We start from the raw sequence: 22,340 nt of genomic DNA, 5'->3' as shown, positions 1-22,340 counted from the left end.
CTTGCCGGGCTTTATGACCAACATCCATAACGACAAGATCCTCATCCTCGATTTCGGCGCACAGTACACGCAGCTGATCGCGCGTCGTATCCGCGAATTCGGCGTGTATTGCGAAATCTGGGCGTGGGACCACGATCCGGCTGAAATCGCCGCTTTTGGTGCCAAGGGCATCATCCTGTCCGGTGGCCCGGAAACCACCACGCTGCCGGGCGCACCGGCTGCGCCGCAGGAAGTGTTCGACAGCGGTCTGCCGTTGCTGGGCATCTGCTACGGCCTGCAGACCATGGCCAAGCAGTTGGGCGGTGGTACCGAAGCCGCCGACCAGCGCGAGTTCGGTCATGCCGAGGTGAAACTGCTGGGCAATGATGGCCTGCTGGGCGGGCTGTCTGACCACAACGGTGAGCCGCGTCTGGACGTGTGGATGAGCCACGGCGACCACGTTACGCATGTGCCGCCGGGCTTCGCCATCACCGCTGTGACCGACCGCATTCCGGTGGCCGCGATGGCCAACGAAGAGAAGCGTTGGTATGGCGTGCAGTTCCACCCGGAAGTGACCCACACCAAGCAGGGCTCGGCGCTGCTGAAGCGTTTCGTCACCGACATCTGCGGTTGCGCCACGCTGTGGACCGCCGCCAACATCATCGACGACCAGATTGCCCGCGTGCGCGAGCAGGTTGGCAGCGACGAGGTGATCCTGGGTCTGTCGGGCGGCGTTGATTCGTCAGTGGTCGCGGCACTGCTGCACAAGGCCATCGGTGATCAGCTGACCTGCGTGTTCGTCGATACCGGCCTGCTGCGCTTCCAGGAAGGCGACCAGGTCATGAAGATGATGGCCGACAACATGGGCGTGAAGGTCGTGCGCGTGAATGCCGCCGACCGTTACTTCAAGGCCCTGGAAGGCATCAGCGATCCGGAAGCCAAGCGCAAGATCATCGGCAACCTGTTCGTGGAGATCTTCGACGAGGAGTCGAACAAGCTCAGCAACGCCAAGTGGCTGGCGCAGGGCACGATCTATCCGGACGTGATCGAGTCGGCCGGCAGCAAGACCGGCAAGGCGCACGTGATCAAGAGCCACCACAACGTGGGCGGCCTGCCGGAAGACATGAAGCTCAAGCTGGTCGAGCCGCTGCGCGAGTTGTTCAAGGATGAAGTGCGCCGTCTCGGCGTCGAGCTCGGCCTGCCGCGCGCGATGGTCTACCGCCATCCGTTCCCGGGCCCGGGCCTGGGCGTGCGCATCCTGGGCGAAGTGAAGCGCGAGTACGCCGAGCTGCTGGCCAGGGCCGATGCGATCTTCATCGAAGAGCTGCGTGCGGCTGATCTGTACGACAAGACCAGTCAGGCGTTCGCGGTGTTCCTGCCAGTCAAGTCGGTGGGCGTGGTTGGCGACGCGCGTGCGTATGAGTGGGTGATCGCACTGCGTGCGGTGGAAACCATCGACTTCATGACCGCGCATTGGGCGCACCTGCCGTATGACTTCCTCGGCCGTGTCTCCAATCGCATCATCAACGAGTTGCGTGGCGTCTCGCGCGTGGTCTACGACATCTCCGGCAAGCCGCCGGCAACGATCGAGTGGGAATGAGTTGAACAACAAGGGCGCCGAAAGGCGCCTTTGTTTTTTGGTGCATGAAGATGGATGGTCGTTGCGTGAGGCGCGGCCAATGCAGGCCAGCTGTTGGTCGGCAGCCCGCCATGGCGTCGTTTCCACATGATCGGGCGGCAAAGTGTCGCGAAGTGGTCACGGCCCCTTCGGGATTTCGGTGTGTCCAATGCTCGGCTTGCATGGTTCCGGCATGCTAGAATATTGGAATGCCCATTCCATAACGGAGCGAGCCGGAGCCATTGCAGCTCCTCTCGAGCACCGCCATGAGCACTGAAAAGCCGTCCTATCCGGGTCGCCCCAGGCAGTTCGAGGACGAAGACGTCATCGATGCCGCCGTGGCGGTATTCAGCGCCAATGGTTTTGCCGGCACCTCGGCGCAGGATCTTTGCGATGGCACCGGGTTGGGCAGGGGCAGCTTGTACAACGCTTTTGGCAGCAAGCAGGGGTTGTACGAACAGGCGTTGCTGCGCAGCCACGAGCAGACGATGGCCGCACAGTTGGCCATTCTCATGCAGCCGGGTCCGGTAAAGACCAGGTTGCACACCTTGCTGCTGTGGGGCATGGACGAAGACTTTTCCCAGCCGGGACAGCGCGACGCAATGGTGCTGTTCTCCGCACTGGAGCGTGGCAGCAAGGATGAAGCCGTTGCCACGTTGAATCAGGAATATCGGCAGCGGCTGGAACAAACCCTGGTCGCGGTGTTCAGCGAAGGCCAGCGCATCGGCGAGGTCGGTGACCAGATATCGGCTCTGCAGATGGCCCGGGGCTTCCTGGCGGGCTACTACGGTCTGCGGGTGCTGAGCCGGAACATCCAGGACAGGGCGGTCCTGGAGGATGTCGTCGCCGGTCTGTTGATCAACCTTTAGGCCTCGGTGGCCGGCATTCGGTCCGGGGTCTTTCGCCTTTTTTTTGTAACGTTCATTCAAATATAAGAAAGAAGTTGAGAAGTATGTCATCGACAAAAAGCCTGCCGATCTCGGTCTACGTACTGGGTCTGGCGATATTTTCCCTTGGCACGGCCGAGCTGATGGTGGCGGGCATGATGTCCACCCTGTCCGCGGCGTTCGGCGTCACGGTCGGCGAGGTCGGCCACCTGATCTCGTATTACGCATTCGGCGTGATGCTGGGCGGCCCGGTACTGACCTATGCGTTCCTGAAACTGAAAGTCCCCTATCGGCCCACGTTGCTGTGGCTGCTGGCCCTGTATGTGCTCGCACAGGGCCTGAGCGCGTTCAACTCCGACTACCACGTGCTGGTGGCCATCCGTGTGATCACCGGCGTGCTGTGCGCGGGTTGCCTGAGTCTGTCGCTGGCTACCAGCATGGCGTTGGTTCCTGTTGAGAACCGCCCTCTGGCTGCCTCGGTGGTGATCGGCGGCTTCATGGTTTCCAACGTGTTCGGTGTTCCGCTGGCGACCATCATTGACCAGCAGTGGGGCTGGCGTGTCAGCTTTGGCCTGGTGGCCGTGCTGGTGCTGATCTGCCTGTTCGCGCTGATCCGCCTGCTGCCGAATCTGGCCGGCGGCGGCACGCTGAAGATGGAGGAAGAGCTCAAGGCTTTCCGCAATACGGCTTACTGGAAAGCGTGTGCAACCAGTTGTCTGATCCTCGGTGCGAGCTTTGCTGCCTTCAGTTACTTCGTGCCGGTGCTGGTCGACGTGACCGGTTTCAGCATGGCCGTGGTGCCGTTCATCCTGATGGTCTACGGCCTCTCCAACATCGTGGGCAATGTGATCACCGGTCGTCTTGCCTACCGCCACAGCCTGGCCATCATGGTCATTGGGCTGAGCGTGCTCACCGTGTCGTTGTTCGGCATGGCGATGTTCGCCGAGTACAAGTGGGTGGCGATCCTGGCTGTGGTGCTGATTGGTCTTTCCGGCGTGCCGATGAACCCGGCGATGATGGCGCGCATCGTCAGCGTTGCCCATCCGGGACCGATGGTGAACGCCGTGCACACCTCGGTGATCAATATCGGCCTGGGTGGCGGTTCCTACCTGGGCGGCATGGCGATCTCCGCCGGCTATGGGCTGCGCTCGGCGCTGTGGATCGGACTGGTGCTCGCCGTGCTGGCACTGCTGTCGGTGCTGCCGTACCTGCGCGCTGGCAGAAAGGGCTGGGACTGAGGCCGAACGGCAGGCTCTTGCGTAATGCCGGCTCACTGCGGGAGCGGCCTTGGCTGCGAAGCCGTTGCTGGTACCTGCGCCGGGCCGTGTGCAATTGCCGGATACATGTGTGCTTGGGGTGCATTGTCGGCTTCGCGGCCAAGGCCGCGCCTACCAGACAGGACCTGCTTGCGGTGGCGCGGCGCCTGCTTTGGCAATGCAATAAAAAAGGCCCCGCATCGCGGGGCCTTTTCATCAACTCACCGCGCTCAATGGCGCGGCGTTGTCCTTGAGTTTTGGCCAGCGCTTTAGCACTGCCTCGCGGATGCCTGCGGCGTCGATGCCGGCTTCGGCCAGCAGGTCTTCGCGGCTGGCGTGGTGCTGGTAGCTGTCGGGCAGGCCCAGGTGCAGTACCGGCATCAGCACCGCTTCGGCGTTGAGCAGTTCGGACACGCCCGAGCCGGCGCCGCCGGCAACCACGTTGTCTTCGATGGTGACAAAGCCCTCGTGGGTGCGGGCCAGTTCCAACAGCATCGCCTTGTCCAGCGGCTTGATGAAACGCATGTTGACCACGCTCAGGCCGAGCTCGCGGCCGACCTGTTCGGCAGCGGTCAGGGTTGAGCCGAAGGCGAGCAGGGCGATGCGACTGCCAGCGTGGCGCAGTTGCGCCTTGCCGATCTCCAACGTGGACAGATCATCGCCCACCGTAGCGCCGGGGCCGGTGCCGCGCGGATAGCGCACCGCAGCCGGGCCGTTGTAACGCAGGCCGGTGCTGAGCATCTGCCGGCATTCGGCTTCGTCGCCCGGCGCCATCACCACCATGTTCGGCACGCAACGCAGGAAGCTCAGGTCGAGGTTGCCGGCATGGGTGGCGCCATCCGGGCCGACCACGCCAGCGCGGTCGATCGCGAACAGCACGTCCAGGTTCTGGGTGGCCACGTCGTGCACCAGCTGGTCGTAGGCGCGTTGCAGGAAGGTCGAATAGATGGCGACCACCGGCTTTGCGCCCTGCGTTGCCATGCCTGCGGCCAGTGTCACCGCATGCTGCTCGGCGATGGCCACGTCGAAGTAGCGCTCGGGGTATTCCCTGCTGAAGCGCACCAGTCCAGAGCCTTCGCGCATGGCCGGGGTGATGCCCATCAGCTGCGGGTCGGCAGCGGCGGCATCGCACAGCCAGTCGCCGAACACATCGGTGTAGGTAGGCTTCTTCGGCGCACTCTTGGTCGGCAGGCCCTTGCTCGGGTCGAACGGCCCCACTGCGTGGTAGCCGATCTGGTCGCCTTCGGCCGGCTCGTAGCCTTTGCCCTTGGTGGTCATGATGTGCAGCAGCTGCGGGCCCTTGGCGTCTTTCAGACGCTTGAGCGTGGTCAGCAGCAGCGGCAGGTCGTGGCCGTCGATCGGGCCGGTGTAATGGAAGCCCATCTGCTCGAAGGCGGTGGAGGGGACGAACATGCCCTTCCACTGTTCTTCCCAGCGCTTGACGAAGCGCGCAGGCGGGCTGTGGCGCTTGTCACCGAGGATCTTCTTGCCGCCTTCGCGCAACGCGTTGAGCGTGCGGCTGGCGGTGGCGCGGCCAAGCATCTTGGTCAGCCCACCGACGGCTTCGGAGATGGACATGTTGTTGTCGTTGAGCACGACCAGCACGTTCGGCTCTTCGTCCATGCCACCGGCGTGCGCCAGCGCTTCGAACGCCATGCCGGCGGTCATCGCGCCATCGCCGATCACCGCAACCACCTTGCGATCATCGCCCTGGCGCTGGCGGGCGATGGCCATGCCCAGTGCAGCGGAGATGGAGGTCGAGGAATGGCCGACGCCAAACGTGTCGAACGGGCTTTCCTCGCGCTTGGGGAACGGCGCAACGCCGTCCTTCTGCTTGACCGTGTGGATGCTGTCGCGGCGGCCGGTGAGGATCTTGTGCGGGTAGGTCTGATGGCCGACGTCCCAGACAAGCTGGTCGACCGGCGTGTTGAACAGGTAGTGCAGGGCGACGGTGAGTTCGATCACCCCCAGCCCGGCAGCGAAGTGACCGCCGCTCTTGCCCACCGACTCGATCAGGTAGGCACGCAGCTCGCCCGCCACCGCGCCCAGTTCGGCTTCATCGAACGTGCGCAGGTCATCGGGAGTCTGGACGCGCGACAGGCGCGGATAGCAGGCAGAGTCGATCATTTTCTTCGTGTATCAAGCGAAACCGTATTTTGGCCGCCAACCGGGGGTGGGGCAAGCAAAGCGCGGCACGCGTGAGCGGTGGATGAGGGTGAATGTGCCAAGTCTGAAGGGACGGTTCAGCCAGAATGCCACGCCGTTCCGGGCCGGTTGCGCGCCAAGCTTGCCTCAGGCGCTGCGACGCAGGGCGTTCTTGGGCAGCTGTGCCTTCAGGAAGGCCATCTGGTCGGCCAGGATGTTGCGGTTGGACAGGATCAGGTGCTCGATCCAGCTCGGCCGGTAGGGAACGGCCAGCAGCGGCATGTTGGCCTGCTGCGGAGTGCGGTTGGCCTTGCGTGAATTGCAATGGAAGCAGGCGCTGACCACGTTCTCCCAGGTGTCCAGGCCGCCCTTGGAGAGCGGCATGACGTGGTCGCGGGTCAGCGACGGGCGGCTGAACTGGTGGCCGCAGTACAGGCACAACTGCGCGTCACGGGCGAACAGCGCGGTATTGGTCAGATTTGGCGTGGGATCAATTGCGCGCGAGCGGGCATGGCCGCGCGAGGCGATGATCGGGTGCAGGTCCATGCCGCTGCGCAGGCCGCTGTCGCGGTTGGTGGCGCCGTGGACGTGCAGGCAGGGGTCGCCCAGCGTCCAGGCCACCGCGTCGCGTGCGTACAGGCAGGCGGCGTCCTGCCAGTTGATCCAGTCCAGCACGCGGCCATGCGCATCCAGCGACAGCAGTCGCACGGAACCAAGGCGGTGAAGGGAAGGCGGAAGCGAAAACCCGGCTGTCGGAGCGGATGTATCGGCTCCGGTATCGATCAGACTACGCGGTGTAGTGTCTGTCTCCATCGGGAAAACAGCTTATACACGAAGCGTGACAATTTGTGTAAATGCGGGGCGGCTACGGCAGGTCGGCAGGATGAATCCGGAAGCCGCTGTTGCGTCTGGCGCCGGGAAGCTACCCCTCGCCAACCCTCCCCTTGGCTGCGCCAAAGGGAGGGGGCGGATCTGTGCGATGGATAATTGCTGCTTGGGATCAGTCGCCGAAGCGGACCGAGTCCATTGCCATCAGCGGATCTGCGCCGCTTTCCACGCCGGCTGCGTGGGTCAGGGTGCGCGGCAGGATGCGGGCGTAGTAGAAACGCGCGGTTTCCAGCTTGGCCTGCTTGAAGCTTTCCGTCTGGCTGGAGGCCTGCGCGGCAACCACCGAGCGGGCCCACCAGTAGGCGACCGTGACGTAGCCGCTGTAGAACAGGTAATCCCAGCTGGCTGCGCCCAGTTCTTCCGGGTTGGCGGCAGCGCGCTGCAGGACGCCGACGGTCAGCTTGCCCCATTCCTTGGCTTTGGCGCCGAGCACCGGCAGGAATTCAGCCACGGCCGGGTTGTTGGCGTTGTCGGCGATGAACTGCTCCACCTCGGCCAGGAACAGCTTCAGCCCGGCGCCCTGGGAGACGGCGGTCTTGCGGCCGATCAGGTCTAGCGCCTGGATGCCGGTGGTGCCTTCGTACAACGTGGTGATGCGGGCATCGCGGGCGTACTGCTCCATGCCGTGCTCGGCGATGTAGCCGTGGCCGCCGAACACCTGCTGGCCGTTGTAGGTGGCTTCAATGCTCCATTCGGTCAGGCAGGCCTTGACGATCGGAGTGAGGAAGCTGACCAGGGTGTCGGCATCGGCGCGGGTCTTCTCGTCGCTGGCGTGATGGGCGGCGTCGAGCTGGGTGTAGGCATGGGCGGCCAGCAGGCGGCCACCTTCGGTCAGCGCCTTGGTGGTCAGCAGCATGCGGCGGACGTCGGGCTGGGCGATGATCGGGTCGGCCGGCTTGTCAGCCAGCTGGGCGCCCTTCGGTGCGCGCGATTGCAGGCGTTCGCGGGCGTAGGCCAGTGCGCCCTGATAGGCGCGCTCGGACTGGGCCAGGCCCTGCACGCCAACGCCGAGGCGGGCGGAGTTCATCATCACGAACATCGCCTGCAGGCCCTTGTGCGGCTGGCCGACGAGGTAGCCTTCGGCGCCGTCGAAGTTCATCACGCAGGTGGACGAGCCGTGGATGCCCATCTTGTGTTCCAGCGCGCCGCAGCGCAGTGCGTTGCGCTCGCCCTGGTTGCCGTCACGGTCGACCTTGAACTTGGGCGTGACGAACAGCGAGATGCCCTTCGGGCCCGGAGGGGCGTCGGGCAGCTTGGCCAGCACCAGGTGCACGATGTTGTCGCTGAGGTCGTGCTCGCCGGCGGTGATGAAGATCTTGGTGCCGGTGATGGAGTAGCTGCCATCGGCGTTCGGTTCGGCGCGGGTCTTGATCAGGCCCAGGTCGGTGCCGGCGTGCGGTTCGGTCAGGCACATGGTGCCGGTCCAGTTGCCGGCAACCAGCGGCTTGAGGAAGGCTTCCTTCTGCCAGTCTTCGCCGTAATGCTTGAGCGCTTCGACCGCGCCGTGCGACAGCATCGGGAACAGGCTCCAGGCCAAATTGGCCGAGGACACCATTTCGCTCAGGGCCATGCCCAGAGTGGCCGGCATGCCCTGGCCGCCGAATTCCGGCGCTGCGGTCAGGCCGGTCCAGCCGCCGTCGACGAACTGCGCATAGGCTTCCTTGAAGCCCGGTGCGGTGGTGACGTCGCCGGTGGCCTTGTCGAGCTTGCAGCCGGCCTGGTCGCCAATGGCGTTCAGCGGTGCCAGCACGCTGGTGCTGAAGCGGCCGGCTTCTTCGAGCACGGCGTCGATGACGTCGGCGCTGGCCTCTTCAAGGCCCATCGCGGCAAACAGGGATTCAGCCTTGAGTACGTCGTGCAGGGCGAAACGGAGGTCGTTAATGGGGGCTTTGTAGTTGCTCATCAGACGGTTCTCGAACGAAGCGGTTAACGGATCAGCGCAGCACGCCGGGCAGGCCCGGTGCCTGGTTGAGGCTGTTGCGGGTTTTTACGTCAAAACTGCGTTGCTTCTTTTCTTCCGGAGTGGCACTGACCGTGCCTTCCAGTTCATAGAACAGGGAGCGGCCACCGGCCAAGGCGTCAGCCATGACGATGCGTGCGCCGGATGCCGGTTGCAGGCGGACCTTGATGACATCGGCCGATTCCGGACCGATGGACAGCGCCGGCGAGGCGTTGAGCGTGCCGGCAACTTCGTCGCCGGTCTTCATCGAGAGCGCGACCGAATCAAAACGCATCGGCATTGAGCTGTAATTGCGCAGGCGCAGCTCGACTTCCCAGTTGCCGTCATTGCCGACAGTAAGTTGCTGGATGCTGGCGGCCGGTTCGGAAACGCGCTTGACCTTGCCCTCGCCGCAAGCGGTGAGCACAAGTGCGATCAGGGCGATCAGGACGTACTGGGGGCGAAAACGCATGCGGCGCGGTCCTCAAATCCAGAAGTTATCGCCGAAGGATACTACGGCGTATGGCGGGTGGGTGCGAAGGCGGGGCGGGGTTGGACGGTGCTGGTGACCAGGCCGCGTCTGCGGTGGGAGGCACTTGCCGAGGTTGGCTGGGCCGGGGGCATCACCTTATGCAGGCACTGGCCGGGTGGCAATGTCGTCGATCAATACTTTCCCGGCGCTTCGCTGGCGCATTCAAACAGGTGCTGCGCACTGCCGCCATGGCCAATGGTCTGGCTTGCAGTTCTGGCCGCGTGCTGCCTGGACCAGCTGATTTGGGAGTGCCGTGATCGCGCGCCTGCAGCGACGCGCATTGCGACGCGTTCAGGGTGAATTTCGTGACGCGACACGTTGCGGAAATCATCCGGTCAACGCCGTCAGTGCCCGGCTTGAACAGCGTATGCCGGATGGCACTAGTGGCTTTGTGGTGCGACTTGCAGCATGAATGGGCTCCCTTCATCAGCGGCCAAAGGGGGCTGGCGCGACTTCGCGTCCCTCTTCACCTTCTGCCCGGGGATCACCATGGCAACTGCCGCACGTTGTAGTTCACGTTTGACCCGCAAGGCTTCAACGGCTTCCCGTCATCTGGTCCTCGGGCTGTCGCTCGCGCTGGCAGCCACGGTATTCAGCAGCAGTGCGTTGGCGCAGAGCCGTCTGGACCCGCTGCTCGCCGCCGCCATGGAAGGCACGCAGACTCCAGCGGTAGCGATGCTGGTCATCCGCGACGACAAGATCGACCTTCAGTCGGTGCGCGGGGTGCGCCGCAATGACAGCGCCGTGGCGGCGCAGAACGACGATGTCTGGCTGATTGGTTCCACCGGAAAGCCGATGACCGTTGCGCTGATCGCGCGTCTGGCCGAGCAGGGGCTTTTGGACTGGGACGCGCCGCTGTCGAAGATGCTTCCCGACCTTGATGCGATCAACCCGGCCTACCGCAATGTCACCTTGACGCAGTTGCTGTCGCACCGCGCTGGGCTGCCGGAGAATCTGCAGGACGCAGCTGCGCTGGATGCTTTCTTCACCGATGCCCGCGCTCTGCCGGTGCAGCGTGAAGCCTATATCCGTGCCACGCTGCTGGAGGCGCCGGTCAATGTGCCGGGTAGTGAGTTCGCCTACAGCAACAGTGGCTTCCTGATTGCCGCCGTGATTGCCGAGCGCGCCACCGGTGCCGACTTTGAAACGCTGATGCAGCGTGAGGTGTTCACGCCGCTGGGCATGGACAGCGCAGGCTTTGGCCCCACGCCTGCGGACCAGCCGCAAGGCCACCGTGCAGGCAAGCCGGTGACGACCGCACCGCAGAAGGCGGACGATGGCGTGCCACCGATGTACACGCCGGCCGGCAATCTGCACATGCGTCTGCAGGACATGGCCAAGTTCGCCATCGATCAGATGGCCGGCAGCCGCGGCAAAGGCAAATTGTTGGCGCCAGCCTCCTATCGTTTGATGCAGACCGCACAGAACGGCAGTCCGTCGGCGATGGATTGGGGCGTGCAGGCTTCCATCGCGGGCCGGAAGGGGCCGGTGCTGACCCATGGCGGTTCGGACGGCAACTGGCTCGCGTGGGTCGCATTGTTTCCCGAAAGCGGTAACGGCGTGATCGCCATTGCCAATGCCGCCGAGGACATGGGAGCGGACAAGGCGACAATGGGCGCCATGGGCCCGGTCTTCGCCGAGTTGGCACCGCCGGCTGTGGCGAAGCCCTGATCGCTGGGCGCGGACCAGCGGCGATGCGCCACTTTCGTTGCCGGTTCAATCAGCTGGCCGGCGTCAATGCCCGTTGGGCGAGGCTCGAAGTGCCGCGCTAGAATCCTGCCCCCTCATGGGGCGCTTGCTCATCCAGTGGAGCAGTGCGCTTGCAAACTTGCCGGAAGAGGGCCGGGGTACCTGGCCGATCATTGTCTTGAACAACGCTCGCTCATCGGCGGGCGTTTTGCGTAGAGACGGTTGGGTGGGCCGGATTACGTCGGGGGGCTTGCGCTGGGGATTGCGCTGAAGCACCAACGTGGATGAGCGCGCGTCTCCGTCTATTAAGGTGCAGGGGGCAGGCGGTGTTTGTTTTCTCTGCTCACACGGGCTGTCCGTGGCTCTTACGTTCGTATGGTCAGATTGCGCGGATGCGGATCAGGCGCGGTTGTTGCCTGGGCCCTTGATGACGACCGTTTGAAGAGGCAGTGCCCTTCGTATGCGGCTCAGGATCCTGAGAGCGCACCGTCATTGACGGCGGATCGATCGGGTAGGGCATTCATGGGTGCAAAGGTTTTTGAGGCGCTGCCGGTTGGGCGTTCTGGAATACGGGTTCCGTCACGTTAGTCGGGCCATTCAAGGCCGGTAGTGCGTTCGCAATTGACGGCTGTAGCCGCTCCACATGGTGGAGCTGGTGCGCCGAAAGAAACAACAACAGGGGACAAGCGGGAATGGCAATGGGTATGGGCGTGTTCGGCGCAGGCCGGCAATGGCTTGGCGTGTTGATGAAGAGCACCGCCGCAGTTCGAACAGCGGTCTTTCTGTTTCTGGCCCTGGCAATGCCGGCCGCCCATGCGGCGTCCTGCTCGATAACCTGGAATGTCACCAACGACGGGCGGACTGGCCACTATGCGTACCCGCTCAGCGTTGCTGACAGCGCTGCGTGTCTTGAGGGCGACAGGCCTTACACGGATGGAGCGCGAGGCATTGTCAATCAGCCTGCCGAGGGCGGCGGTGTCAAAGGAGTCGACTGGCTGACTCCCTCCAACACCTTGTTCTACACGCCGGCCAGCCCAGCGTTTATCGGCACAAACTCGGTGATCTGGTACGACGTGTCCGGCCAGCCGATCGTGGTCACCATCAACATGACCGCTGCAGCTGCAGTGCCCACCGTGACCTCGGTTGCTCCAAACTCAGGCCCATCTGCGGGCGGTACCAGCGTTACGATCACCGGCACCGGTTTCACCGGTGCGACTGCGGTCAGGTTCGGCGCGACCAATGCCGGTTCGGTCATTGTCAACAGCGCCACATCGATTACCGCGACATCCCCGGCAGGCTCGGGCATCGTGGATATCACCGTGACCACGCTCAACGGCACCAGCGTGACCAGTGCTGCGGATCGTTTCACCTACATTGCGCCTGGGCCGATCGTTACGTCGGTTTCCCCAAATGCCGGCCCGAGCTCGGGTGGTACCAGCGTGACCATCGGCGGGGCCAATCTTTCCGATGCGACTTCGGTCAAATTTGGCACGGAAATCGGCACGATTACCGCCAACAGTGCGACGTCGATTACCGCAACGTCGCCGCCGGGCTCAGGTACCGTCAATGTCACCGTTGCCACCGCCGGCGGCACCGGCACCTTGACGGGGGCGTTCACCTACGTCGTTCCTGTGCCCACCGTAACCTCGGTTGCTCCAAATTCAGGCCCGCCTGCGGGCGGCACCAGCGTGACGATTGGCGGCACCGGCTTCACTGGGGCGTTGGCGGTCAGGTTCGGCGCGGTCAATGCCATTGCGGTAGTCGTCAACAGCGATACGTCCATCACCGCGATCTCGCCGGCAGGCTTGGGCACCGTTGACATCACCGTGACGACTCCCAGTGGCACCAGTGCGAACAGTCCTGCCGATCTGTTCACCTACGTCGTGCCCGCACCGGCCGTTCTGGGTGTTTCCCCCGGTTCGGGCCCGACCACAGGGGGTACCCCGATCACCCTCTCCGGCAGCAACTTCATCGGTGCGACGGCAGTGCGCTTCGGTGCAACCAGTGCTTCGTTCACGGTCAACGGCGCGAACGTGATTACCGCGACGTCGCCCGCAGGTACACCCGGCACGGTCGACATCACCGTCACGACCGCTGGTGGCACCAGCGCGACCAATGCATCGGATCAGTTCACGTACATTGCAGTGCCTGTCGTCAGTGGTGTTTCGCCGAACACGGGCTCGACTGATGGCGGCACCAACGTGACCATCACCGGCACCGACTTTGCCGGCGCGACGTCGGTCAAGTTCGGTGGGGCGTTCGCCAGCTCGTTCACCGTCAACAGTGCAAGCTCGATTACCGCGACGTCGCCAGCCCATTCGGCCGGTACCGTCGATGTCACGGTTACTACGGCCGGTGGCACCAGCGAAATCAGCGCGGCCGATCGGTTCACTTACGTCAATGCCAAGGTGCCTCCGGTAGCTGGGGGGGCGGCTGTCACGGTTGCCTACGGCAGCAGCAGCAACCGGGTCACCCTTAATCTGACAGGAGGTGCCGCAACCAGTGTTGCCGTGGCTACGCAGGCCTTGCGTGGCACTGCAACAGCGGTCGGCACGACAATTACTTACACCCCGGCAGCATCATTTGCCGGTGCCGACAGCTTCACCTACACCGCAACCAATGCCGACGGCACCTCGTCGCCTGCAACGGTGAACGTAACGGTGTCCAGTCCGACGATCAGTTACGCGCCAACGTCGCCCGCACCCGGTATAGCGGGCCTGCCGTACAGTCACTCGGTTGCGGGCGCCAGCGGCGGTGCCGGGCCCTACACCTATTCATTGCTCTCCGGCACCCTGCCTGCGGGAATGAGCCTGGCATCGAACGGCATCCTGTCCGGTATGTCGACCGACGTGGGTTCGTTCAACTTTACGGTGCGCGCGCAGGACAGCAGTGTCGGTACCGGACCTTTCCACCAGGACAGTGGCACGCTGACCTTGGTCATTACGCCGCCGACGCTGGCGCTGAGTCCTGCCACCGGCAGTGCGTTCAATGGCAGCGTCGGAACCGGTTTCAGTCAGCGCTTTAGTCTCTCTGGTGGGGTCGCGCCGTACCAGTTCGCCCCGTTGTCGGTGACCGTCGGCACCATGCCATCGGGGTTGGGGTTCGACACTGCAACCGGCACCTTGTCCGGCACCCCGACCAGCGCCGGGACAGTGGCGTTCATGATCGCGGCTTCCGACAGCAATGGTTCGACGTCGGTGGTCCAGTCGTACACCTTGACGGTGGCCGCACCGACGCTGTCGCTGTCGCCGGGGACGTTGCCGAATGCGGTTCAGGGCACCACATACAACCAGACGCTGAGCACCACGGGCGGCAGCGCACCCTACACGTATGCAATCACATCGGGCGCGGCGCCGACCGGCCTGGTCTTGAGTCTGGGTGGCGTGCTCATTGGCACGCCGACCGTAACCGGCAGCTTTACCTTCGCCATCACTGCGACCGATGCGCACGGCTTCACGGCCGGGCGCAGCTACAACGTCGTGACAAATCCGGCCGCGCCGGTGGCCGGGCCGATCAGCGCAACCGTGCCCTGGAACACCGCAACCCCGATCGACCTGGGGATGGCGATTTCCGGTGGCCCAGCCAGCAGTGTGGCGATCAGTGGCGGGGCGGCGCATGGCTCCGTGAGCGTCAGTGGGCTGGTGGTGACGTACACGCCGGTGCCGGGTTACTCGGGTAGCGACAGTTTCGTGTACACGGCGACCAACGTCAGCGGCGCGTCCGCAGCGGTGGTCAGCCTGACGGTCAATCCGCAAACGCCTGTGGCCGGCGCCAAGAGCGTGACGGCGGCTTTCAACACCGCCACGCCGATCGACCTGGCTTCGGTCATCAGTGGGGGAGTGCCGGGCAGCCTTGCTGTTTCGACGCAACCGGCCCACGGTGCAACGACGGTCTCAGGCACGACGATCACCTACACGCCGGCCGCCGGCTACAGCGGCACCGACAGCTTCGATTACACCGCCACCAACGCAGGCGGCACCTCCGCGCCTGCGACGGTGAGTCTGACGGTCACGCCGCAGGCGCCGGTGGCCGGCGGCAAGAGCGCGACGGTGGCGTTCAACGTCGCCACGCCGATTGACCTGGCATCGGTCATCACCGGGGGTGCGCCGAGCAGCCTTGTCGTTTCCACGCAGCCGGCCCACGGTGCGGTGACGGTTGCCGGCACGACCATCACCTACACGCCGACTGCTGGCTACAGCGGCACCGACAGCTTTGATTACGTTGCGATCAACGCCGGTGGCACCTCAGCACCGGCGACGGTAAGCCTGACGATCAATCCGCAGGTGCCGGTAGCAGCTGCCAGAAGCGTGATGGTGGCCTTCAATATCGCCACCCCGATTGACCTGGCGTCGTCGATCACCGGTGGTGCGCCGGAAAGTCTTGCCGTTTCCACGCAGCCAGCCCACGGTACGGTGGCGATCTCCGGTACGACGATCACCTACACGCCAGCTGCCGATTACAGCGGCACGGACAGCTTCAGCTATACCGCGACCAATGCCGGTGGGACGTCTGCAGCGGCTGTCGTCAGCCTGACGATCAATCCGCAGGTGCCGGTGGCCAACAACGCCACGACGACGCTCACCACCGGTGCCGACAGCAGCTTCATCGTCGAGCTGGACATCGGCGGTGGCGCGGCGACTGGCGTGACCATCGTGACCCCGCCCGCGCACGGCACGGTCACTGTCAATGCGCCCGCAGCGATGGCCCGTTCCCGTGGCATCCAGGCTGCCGCGGCAGTTGCCGCGACCGGCTTCAGTGTGACTTACGTGCCGAACGCCAATTACATCGGGCCGGACAGCTTTGCCTATACGGCGAGCAATGCCGGTGGCACCTCGGCCCCGGCAACGGTGCGCTTGCAGGTGACCGCTCCGGCGCCGACGGTGACGCCGCTGAACGTGACCACCGTATCCGGTGCGCCGATCACGATCGACGTGGCGGCGCGTGCGAGCGGCGGCCCCTTCACCGCAGTGGCCATCGTTGCGCAACCGGCTGAAGGCAAGGCTGTCACGCAGGGGCTCACTGTCGTCTACACGCCGACGCCTACCTTTGTGGGCACGGAAACCATCGTCTATTCCCTGAGCAACGCCTACGGCACGACGCAGGGGACCGTCACCGTTACTGTCAATGCCCGTCTGGATGCATCCAAGGACCCGGAAGTGACCGGTCTTGTGGCCGCACAGGCGGAGGCGGCGCGCCGTTTCGCGACGGCCCAGTTGAGCAATTTCAACCGGCGCCTTGAACGACTGCATGGCAACGGTTGGGCAGGTTCGGATTCCAATCTGAACCTGAGTGCGAATGGCCTCGGCCTGACGCTCAAGCCGGGTGGCGTCGTGCCCAGCGGGCAGAGCAAGAGTAGGCGCGATAGCGACCGCGATGACGACACCGCGCAACAGCTGTTGGCCGCGAACGAAGCCGGCGAAGCCACTGCGCTGTCTTCTCCGACGAATGCGGCTGCCTCCAATGGGCAGCCGAGCCGCTTCGGTTATTGGATCGACGGCCGCATCGACCTGGGCCAGCGCGATGCGATGACCAACCAGTCGGAACTTCGCTTCCAGACGGACGGCATCAGCCTTGGTGCTGACTACCGTCTCAATGACTGGGCTTCGCTCGGTGCGGGCGCCGGTTATGCGCGCGACGACAGCGACGTGGGCAGAAACGGTTCCAGGAGCACCGGGACGGCGCGCATCATGGCGCTCTACGGCAGCCTGCGTCCGGCGGACAAGTGGTTCGTCGACGGCGTGTTGGGCTACGGCGCGCTCGATTTCGACCTGAAGCGCCACGTCACCGACACGGCAGGGTTTGCCGCGGGTTCGCGCGATGGCAAACAGACCTTCGGTTCGCTGACGACCGGCTACGAAAACCGCCAGGACACCTGGATGCTGTCGCCGTACGGTCGACTGGACCTGATGAAGACGCGTCTGGATGCCTACACCGAGTCGGCAAGTGGCGTGAGCGCGTTGCACTACAACAAGCAGACCGTTCGCATGACGACCGGAGCACTGGGCATGCGTGGTGAGATGCTGTTCAAGACTCATCTGGGCAACCTGATTCCACGCGCACGGTTTGAATACCGGCACAGCTTCGAAGGTGCCGACATGGCCCGCATGAGCTACGCCGACCTGATCGGTGTGGGGCAGGTCTACGAGGTAAGTCCGACGCAGGCCGAACGCAATCAATTCATATTCGGGTTCGGTACGGCGTGGATCCTGCGCAGCAGGATGGCCCTCTCGCTGGACTACGAAGGCACGCTCAACAACGAGTCCGGTTACAACCAGGCGATCAACGCACGCGTCGACATGCCGTTCTGAGGCAGCGACAAGCGCATGCAGCCCCCGAAACTGCCGGCCTCGTTGGCGGCAGTTCTTTTGTTGACCTCACGTCGAGGGCTGTTTCCAGATGCCTGGATATCTGGACACGCATTGAACCGGCTTCCGTAAGTTGGCTTACCGCCAAGATAGGACGCCGGTGTGGGCGGAGGCTGGATACGGATCGTCCGCGATTGATGCCTGGTGAGGCTGTGGCCGATGGGGGCGAGTGTTCTGCTGGGCGAGCGCCTCGTCGAAGGGGCACCACTATCTGCCGCGAAGCGCTGATGACCGAACTGGACCTGCGCCAGCGTCACCGCAGCAGCTGCTGTTTCAGCTGGCGGGGCAGGTGTCAAGGCCCTGGTTGGCGCAGCTCGAAAGAGCGCGCTAGAATCCGGACACCGCGTGGGGCGGTAGCTCAGCTGGGAGAGCGTCGCGTTCGCAATGCGAAGGTCGGGAGTTCGATCCTCCTCCGCTCCACCAAGTCTTCAAGGGAAGAGCCGCATCGGGAGATGCGGCTCTTTTCGTTTGTGTGGTTCGCCGGCCCGATGTGGAGCCTGCTGTCATGACGGCGTTGGTACCGCGGCGGGGCTTTTCAGGCCGAATTCGTGGCATGTGAAAATTTTTGTGAAATTCGCTTGCCCAATCCGGCGCACATGCGTAATATTCGCGTCCTCGCCGGCGGCAACGCCAACGAGAACAAAGTGGCCGAGTAGCTCAGTTGGTAGAGCAGGGGATTGAAAATCCCCGTGTCGGCGGTTCGATTCCGTCCTCGGCCACCAGTTTTGATTGCGATATAAAATTCGATGAAACAAAGCCTTGCAGCGATGCGGGGCTTTTTTTATTTTCAGAGTTCGTTGGCGAGTGCCGGGCCTTGGGTAGCACCGGGGTAGCACGCCACGTCAAATCAGGGGGATCGAAAATGTTTCGACAATTTGCCGCGGCGTCGGTTGGCGCACTGTTGCTGTCCGCCTGCAGCATGACGCTGCCTGTCCGCGGTCAGATCCAAGGATCCGATGAGCAGTTCACTGGCACCGCCACCGGCCGAATGGACGGCGGTGGCGAGCTATCCATCGTTTCCAACAAGGGCGCCACCTGCAAAGGGACGTTTGTCTATGCCGAACGCAGGAAGGGCGAAGGCGTCTTCACCTGCGATGACGGGCGCACAGGCCCCTTCCAATTCGTATCTACCGGCACGCGTGGGACCGGATACGGCGACCTGGGTGGCCAGCGCTTCACCTTCACGTTTGGAAAGATCTGACGCAGACCGCCTAGCCATCACGCAGCCTGGCCGGGATCGTCGGCCAGCTGCTGGCGAATGTACTGCTCCCGCCGACGCAGCCCCTCATCGATGGTCAGCAGGGCCTTGCCGATCTGCGCATCCAGCGCGGCGGGAGTGGCCTTGACCATCTCATGATTCGGATCCAGGTGGCCAACCGCCAGCCAAAGCCGGCCCTGCACCAACGGAGTCGCGTCGATACTCGCAGCGCTGTTGAAAACCGAAGCCGCACCAGCAGTGGCAAGGTCGTTGTGAGTTTGGCCGCGGTGCGCGCGTTCCATCCGGCGTGCAGCTTCCTGAGCCTGCTGCAATGCAGCCCATTCCCGGCCCAGCGTCTCCAAGGCAGTGGCCACGCGATCAAACGCCGGCCGCACTGCCTGCACGCAAGCATGGGCCTTCGCCCGATCTGACTCGATGCAATCAAGGCTGGCGCGCATGCTCTCATTGTGATCGCGCTGATCCAGCGCGCGCAGCGCGGCTTCAATGGCACGCAGTTCGTTGGTTGCGCCGTTCACACCTGCATAGTTCGATGCTAGGCGCTGCGGCGCTGCTACATCGCCTTCCGCCGCTTCCAAGGCAATGCGCTCCTGTGCCTTGATGAGGTCGCGGATGCTGGCGCTAAGCTCGCTTCTGCGTGCGTTGAGTCCCGCGCGCGTCTCAGCCGCGGAACGCGTACTGGTGTTTCCGTTGGTGGTGGTCATGGTGTTCTCCGGTTAGGCAAGTGGGCAGTCAGAGGGGGTTGTAGGGTTCACCGTGGTCGACATCCGGCGCCGCCGGCACGGTGATGCGGATGGGCGGTGCTGGTTTCGCAGGTGGTGCTGCCGCGGATGCCTGTGTCGGCAGCACTGTCGCGGCGTGCTGGGAAGCTGCAGGCTGCTCTGTGGGCCTGGTCATGACGACCATGGAAAGAGAACCCGCCACCAGGTCTTCCAGGGTCGAGCCGCCAAAGCCTGCGGACAGGGCACCGCGCGCACGAGCGGCGGCGACTTCTTCTTCCTCGGCCGCATCCACTGCAGGACGCAGCTTCGGAATCGTGCGGTCCAGGAGCAGCGCGGCGGCGGCCAGGTCACCATCCTTTGCCTTCGTCATGACAGCGGCCACGACTGCGCGCAGATCGTCTTCGGTGACCACGCCGTCACGCAGCAGGTCACGAATCAGATTCTGGGCTGACTTCGTGCCTGGCGGCCGTCCGGCAGGGTTGCCGCTGCGGCCCTTCTGAAACCTGCTCATTTCCTGTTGCTCCCTGATCCCCGCCTGTTGCGGGCGTTGTTGAGGCCGATGATGGCGAAGTGCCGCAGCAGCGCGGCGCTGTTGCCGGCCCCGGCGTCCTCCACCAGGTTGCGCAGCCATGGCAGTTGCTTGGCCGCGTCCTGATAAGCCTGCCTGGCCAACTGCACGTTGGCGTTGTATTTGGGTCCCCATTCCTTGCGCAGCGAGGCCTCCGTCTTCTGACGGGTGGAATCCATCTCGTCCAGGCCGGGCAGATCGCCCTTGATCCAGCGCGCGTTCCAGAATTCAAGCTCGCCGGCAATCTCGCGTGCCGCTTCGGAAGGCACCGCCATGCCATGGAGCACAGCCGCGGCCTGCTGCCGCCCCTCAGCGAGAATCGCTGCCTCTTCTTCGTTGCCGTCAAAGCGGGCCTGCATCTGCAGGGTGTCGAAAGGCTCGCTCAGCGTCTGCTGGTCGTAGTCGTCGGCGCTTTCGAGAGGGCGCCCGCCATCCGGATACATGCGGTCCGCATCGGTCAGCGGCTGCGCGACAAGCTCATCAACCGTTGCATCCGGCTGCTCCGGCTCACGATGCATGTCGCCGTACATCGTGTCGAACTTCGATCCGTCCTGCGTCGGCTTCGCATCGGCGTTCACTGCAGCCGAAGTCACAGCACCCTCATCCCGCTTCATCTCGGGATACATCCGTTCCCAGGGCAGATCGCGCGGCGAGGCGCTGGTGGCCGGAGGCGTGGGTCGTGCCGCAGGAGTGCGAGCGTCTGAGCCAGCGGACGAGGAAGTGGTGCGCCCGGAGTCGTTGGCGGGTGCATGAGTCGTCATGTCGGGATACATCGATGCCGCCTGGCGTGCAGCTACATCGTTCGGGTGGTCGGTCATGGAAGGCCTCAATGATGGTGGGTCAGGAATCAGGTGCAGCGCGGCGGGCTGGGGCACGGGCGCAGTAACAGCTGGGTCAGGTGGGCGCGGGCCGTCTCGCTTCCCCGCTCGAAGCTGCCGTGTTTCGATGCTTCTCGGTTGCTTCCGCCATGGCCTTGCGCATTTCCGCGTCGGCCGCCTCGCCCTCGCCATAGGCGCCGATGCTGCGCTGCTGCCGGATCCACGCCAGGGCGTTTTCCAGCTTGGATTCTGACTTCGCCAGTGCGGCCTTCGCGCCGAACGATTCCGGCGGCGGTGCCTGGGCCGTCACCTGCTTGTCTTTCATCGGCTCGTCTGTCCAGCGCTCACCGTTGATGTACGTGTCGCCATGCGGGATGAAGCCACGTCCCCACTGGTCATCCTCTGCTTCCATGCGGCGCACATGGGCGATCAGCTTGTCGGCGTGCGCATCCAGCCCTTTCGCCTTCCACTTCGCCAGCGCCTTCGCGCGACCCTTCTTAACGGGATACGCGGCCCAGAACTCGGGAAACCGTGCCGCGGTCTGCGCCGGCTTCTCGCCGCGGATGCGCTTCGGCAATGCCGGATCGACAGGCAGTTCATCAGCAGGCGCGCCCGGTGTCGGCGTATTGCCAGCGCCCCCTTGGCTGTCGATCTTCTCCGGATCATCGGCATGCAGTGCAGTCGGCGCGGCCGAATGCACGGTGGCCTTTGCAGGTTCATGAAGCAGGTTCAATGAAGCAGGTTCGGGGAGCGTCGGTGCGCCTACCCCGAGGCGCGTCGGCGCGCCTACCCGAGGCTCATATCTGCGCCTAGGCGCATCGCTGCACCTAGGCTCACCCTCGCACCTAGGTGCGTCGCTGCACCTACCCGGCCGGTAACGGTTCGGCTTTCCCGGCCCGCCGGAGTCGCGCTGCAGGATGCCGCCGACGACCAGCTTCCGGATGCTCCGGGTCACCGTCGAACGGCACAGCCCGGCGTCGGTCGCGATGCGTGAATAGCCCGGCCATGCCGTGCCGTCAGCGCCGATGCGGTCCAAGATCGCCCACAGCACGGCGATGTCCCCGCGCGACAAGTCAGGACGGCGCGACGCTGCGCCTACTAGGCGCCAGCAACCCACAAGTCCTGCATGCCCTTGCTGGCCCACACGAGCGCCGCTATCGTGGCCATGCAGTGTCCCGTCGTCGGTCCCTGCCTCGCCCGGCCCGCAAGCCGGGCGTTTCATTTCAGGCGCCAGCACGCGGCACCTCCCGCCTGATCGCTTCGGCAAGCTGCAGCAGGTGACGCCGTGCGCCTTCCAGGCCCACAGCCAGCCGTTCGGCATCGTCTGCATTCGGCGCACGGTGAAGCGCCGAGAGCCGGGCATGAATCTCGTCGCCCAAGGCCTGCAGGTCGTTTGCGAGTTCCTGCGCATCCGGCTGCCGATGGCGGTACAGCGCCGCCAGCGCGGCGACGTGCGCGTGGGCATCCATGTCAGGAACCCTGAGCCGGCTCGACGCGATTGGCCGCCAGGAACTGTTCGAGGTCGGTCCTGTCGTAGGCGATGCGGCGCCCGAGCTTGATGTAGGCCGGACCACGACGCCTCAACCTCCAATCTTGGAGCGTGCGCTGGGTGATGCCAAGGAAAGAGGCCGCGTCACGCTCGGACAGGCGGACGGACTGAGTGTTCTGCTGCATGGTGACGTGTCCCATCGGTATGTCTGGGACAAGCGTGCGTGCCG

General features: G+C 64.3%; 16 protein-coding genes and 2 tRNA genes. 8 read left to right on the top strand and 10 right to left on the bottom strand.

Annotated features, from left to right (window positions below):
* The first annotated feature begins 13 nt into the window (after window positions 1-13).
* The 3 genes from guaA to LR961_RS11355 all read left to right on the top strand — a co-directional run bounded on the left by guaA (window position 14) and on the right by LR961_RS11355 (window position 3,722).
* Window positions 14-1,579: a glutamine-hydrolyzing GMP synthase gene (gene guaA, locus LR961_RS11365; protein WP_232149086.1), complete on the top strand. Its 1,566-nt coding sequence runs from the start codon at window positions 14-16 to the stop codon at window positions 1,577-1,579.
* A 284-nt stretch (window positions 1,580-1,863) separates the two neighbouring features.
* A complete protein-coding gene (locus tag LR961_RS11360) occupies window positions 1,864-2,466 on the top strand; it encodes a TetR/AcrR family transcriptional regulator (protein WP_232149085.1) in 603 nt (200 codons plus the stop codon).
* Between the two features lie 83 nt (window positions 2,467-2,549).
* Complete coding sequence (locus LR961_RS11355) at window positions 2,550-3,722, top strand: MFS transporter (protein WP_232149084.1); 1,173 nt, start codon at window positions 2,550-2,552, stop codon at window positions 3,720-3,722.
* 234 nt (window positions 3,723-3,956) lie between these two features.
* Here the strand turns inward: LR961_RS11355 and dxs are convergent, their stop codons facing one another.
* The 4 genes from dxs to LR961_RS11335 all read right to left on the bottom strand — a co-directional run bounded on the left by dxs (window position 3,957) and on the right by LR961_RS11335 (window position 9,184).
* Window positions 3,957-5,867, bottom strand: a complete 1,911-nt coding sequence (gene dxs, locus LR961_RS11350; protein ID WP_232149083.1) for a 1-deoxy-D-xylulose-5-phosphate synthase — start codon at window positions 5,865-5,867, stop codon at window positions 3,957-3,959.
* Between the two features lie 165 nt (window positions 5,868-6,032).
* Window positions 6,033-6,698 (bottom strand): HNH endonuclease, encoded by a 666-nt coding sequence (locus tag LR961_RS11345; RefSeq protein WP_232149082.1) that lies wholly within the window; start codon window positions 6,696-6,698, stop codon window positions 6,033-6,035.
* 187 nt (window positions 6,699-6,885) lie between these two features.
* A complete protein-coding gene (locus tag LR961_RS11340; RefSeq protein ID WP_232149081.1) occupies window positions 6,886-8,676 on the bottom strand; it encodes an acyl-CoA dehydrogenase C-terminal domain-containing protein in 1,791 nt (596 codons plus the stop codon).
* Between the two features lie 31 nt (window positions 8,677-8,707).
* The gene (locus LR961_RS11335; protein WP_232149080.1) at window positions 8,708-9,184 is read right to left on the bottom strand and encodes an LEA type 2 family protein; all 477 of its coding nucleotides are present in this window, start codon (window positions 9,182-9,184) and stop codon (window positions 8,708-8,710) included.
* Between the two features lie 549 nt (window positions 9,185-9,733).
* On the opposite strand from LR961_RS11335, the gene LR961_RS11330 reads away from it, so the two are divergent.
* The 5 genes from LR961_RS11330 to LR961_RS11310 all read left to right on the top strand — a co-directional run bounded on the left by LR961_RS11330 (window position 9,734) and on the right by LR961_RS11310 (window position 18,499).
* Window positions 9,734-10,915 carry a serine hydrolase domain-containing protein gene (locus LR961_RS11330; protein WP_232149079.1) on the top strand — a complete coding sequence of 394 codons (1,182 nt, stop codon included), beginning with the start codon at window positions 9,734-9,736 and terminating at the stop codon, window positions 10,913-10,915.
* A 716-nt stretch (window positions 10,916-11,631) separates the two neighbouring features.
* Window positions 11,632-17,241, top strand: coding sequence for an Ig-like domain-containing protein (locus LR961_RS11325; RefSeq protein ID WP_232149078.1), 5,610 nt, complete (start codon window positions 11,632-11,634; stop codon window positions 17,239-17,241).
* Between the two features lie 404 nt (window positions 17,242-17,645).
* Window positions 17,646-17,721: transfer RNA gene (locus tag LR961_RS11320), tRNA-Ala, on the top strand.
* 223 nt (window positions 17,722-17,944) lie between these two features.
* A tRNA-Phe gene (locus LR961_RS11315) sits at window positions 17,945-18,020 on the top strand.
* 140 nt (window positions 18,021-18,160) lie between these two features.
* The gene (locus LR961_RS11310; RefSeq protein WP_232149077.1) at window positions 18,161-18,499 is read left to right on the top strand and encodes a hypothetical protein; all 339 of its coding nucleotides are present in this window, start codon (window positions 18,161-18,163) and stop codon (window positions 18,497-18,499) included.
* A gap of 17 nt (window positions 18,500-18,516) precedes the next feature.
* Here the strand turns inward: LR961_RS11310 and LR961_RS11305 are convergent, their stop codons facing one another.
* From LR961_RS11305 to LR961_RS11280, 6 genes are all read right to left on the bottom strand, one after another.
* A complete protein-coding gene (locus tag LR961_RS11305) occupies window positions 18,517-19,218 on the bottom strand; it encodes a hypothetical protein (protein WP_232149076.1) in 702 nt (233 codons plus the stop codon).
* 28 nt (window positions 19,219-19,246) lie between these two features.
* Entirely contained in the window at window positions 19,247-19,747 is a 501-nt protein-coding gene (locus LR961_RS11300) for a DUF5681 domain-containing protein (RefSeq protein WP_232149074.1), read from the bottom strand.
* Entirely contained in the window at window positions 19,744-20,622 is an 879-nt protein-coding gene (locus LR961_RS11295) for a hypothetical protein (RefSeq protein WP_232149072.1), read from the bottom strand. The genes LR961_RS11300 and LR961_RS11295 overlap by 4 nt, the downstream gene beginning before the upstream one ends.
* 76 nt (window positions 20,623-20,698) lie before the next feature.
* Window positions 20,699-21,355 (bottom strand): hypothetical protein, encoded by a 657-nt coding sequence (locus tag LR961_RS11290; RefSeq protein ID WP_232149070.1) that lies wholly within the window; start codon window positions 21,353-21,355, stop codon window positions 20,699-20,701.
* A gap of 490 nt (window positions 21,356-21,845) precedes the next feature.
* Window positions 21,846-22,091 (bottom strand): hypothetical protein, encoded by a 246-nt coding sequence (locus LR961_RS11285; protein ID WP_232149068.1) that lies wholly within the window; start codon window positions 22,089-22,091, stop codon window positions 21,846-21,848.
* A 1-nt stretch (window position 22,092) separates the two neighbouring features.
* Complete coding sequence (locus tag LR961_RS11280) at window positions 22,093-22,296, bottom strand: helix-turn-helix domain-containing protein (protein WP_232149067.1); 204 nt, start codon at window positions 22,294-22,296, stop codon at window positions 22,093-22,095.
* Between the last annotated feature and the right edge of the window lie 44 nt (window positions 22,297-22,340).

Origin of the sequence: Stenotrophomonas sp. SY1 (assembly GCF_021202945.1) — a bacterium.
Taxonomy (GTDB): Bacteria; Pseudomonadota; Gammaproteobacteria; order Xanthomonadales; family Xanthomonadaceae; genus Stenotrophomonas.
This window is presented reverse-complemented; position numbering and strand designations above follow the sequence as displayed.

Bases quoted from the DNA above. Each gene is read 5' to 3' on its own strand.
- LR961_RS11280 (WP_232149067.1), bottom strand. From the start codon at position 22,296: ATGCAGCAGAACACTCAGTCCGTCCGCCTGTCCGAGCGTGACGCGGCC.
- LR961_RS11330 (WP_232149079.1), top strand. From the start codon at position 9,734: ATGGCAACTGCCGCACGTTGTAGTTCACGTTTGACCCGCAAGGCTTCA.
- guaA (WP_232149086.1), top strand. From the start codon at position 14: ATGACCAACATCCATAACGACAAGATCCTCATCCTCGATTTCGGCGCA.
- dxs (WP_232149083.1), bottom strand. From the start codon at position 5,867: ATGATCGACTCTGCCTGCTATCCGCGCCTGTCGCGCGTCCAGACTCCC.
- LR961_RS11340 (WP_232149081.1), bottom strand. From the start codon at position 8,676: ATGAGCAACTACAAAGCCCCCATTAACGACCTCCGTTTCGCCCTGCAC.
- LR961_RS11285 (WP_232149068.1), bottom strand. From the start codon at position 22,091: ATGGATGCCCACGCGCACGTCGCCGCGCTGGCGGCGCTGTACCGCCAT.
- LR961_RS11295 (WP_232149072.1), bottom strand. From the start codon at position 20,622: ATGACCGACCACCCGAACGATGTAGCTGCACGCCAGGCGGCATCGATG.
- LR961_RS11345 (WP_232149082.1), bottom strand. From the start codon at position 6,698: ATGGAGACAGACACTACACCGCGTAGTCTGATCGATACCGGAGCCGAT.
- LR961_RS11310 (WP_232149077.1), top strand. From the start codon at position 18,161: ATGTTTCGACAATTTGCCGCGGCGTCGGTTGGCGCACTGTTGCTGTCC.
- LR961_RS11360 (WP_232149085.1), top strand. From the start codon at position 1,864: ATGAGCACTGAAAAGCCGTCCTATCCGGGTCGCCCCAGGCAGTTCGAG.
- LR961_RS11305 (WP_232149076.1), bottom strand. From the start codon at position 19,218: ATGACCACCACCAACGGAAACACCAGTACGCGTTCCGCGGCTGAGACG.
- LR961_RS11335 (WP_232149080.1), bottom strand. From the start codon at position 9,184: ATGCGTTTTCGCCCCCAGTACGTCCTGATCGCCCTGATCGCACTTGTG.
- LR961_RS11355 (WP_232149084.1), top strand. From the start codon at position 2,550: ATGTCATCGACAAAAAGCCTGCCGATCTCGGTCTACGTACTGGGTCTG.
- LR961_RS11300 (WP_232149074.1), bottom strand. From the start codon at position 19,747: ATGAGCAGGTTTCAGAAGGGCCGCAGCGGCAACCCTGCCGGACGGCCG.
- LR961_RS11325 (WP_232149078.1), top strand. From the start codon at position 11,632: ATGGGTATGGGCGTGTTCGGCGCAGGCCGGCAATGGCTTGGCGTGTTG.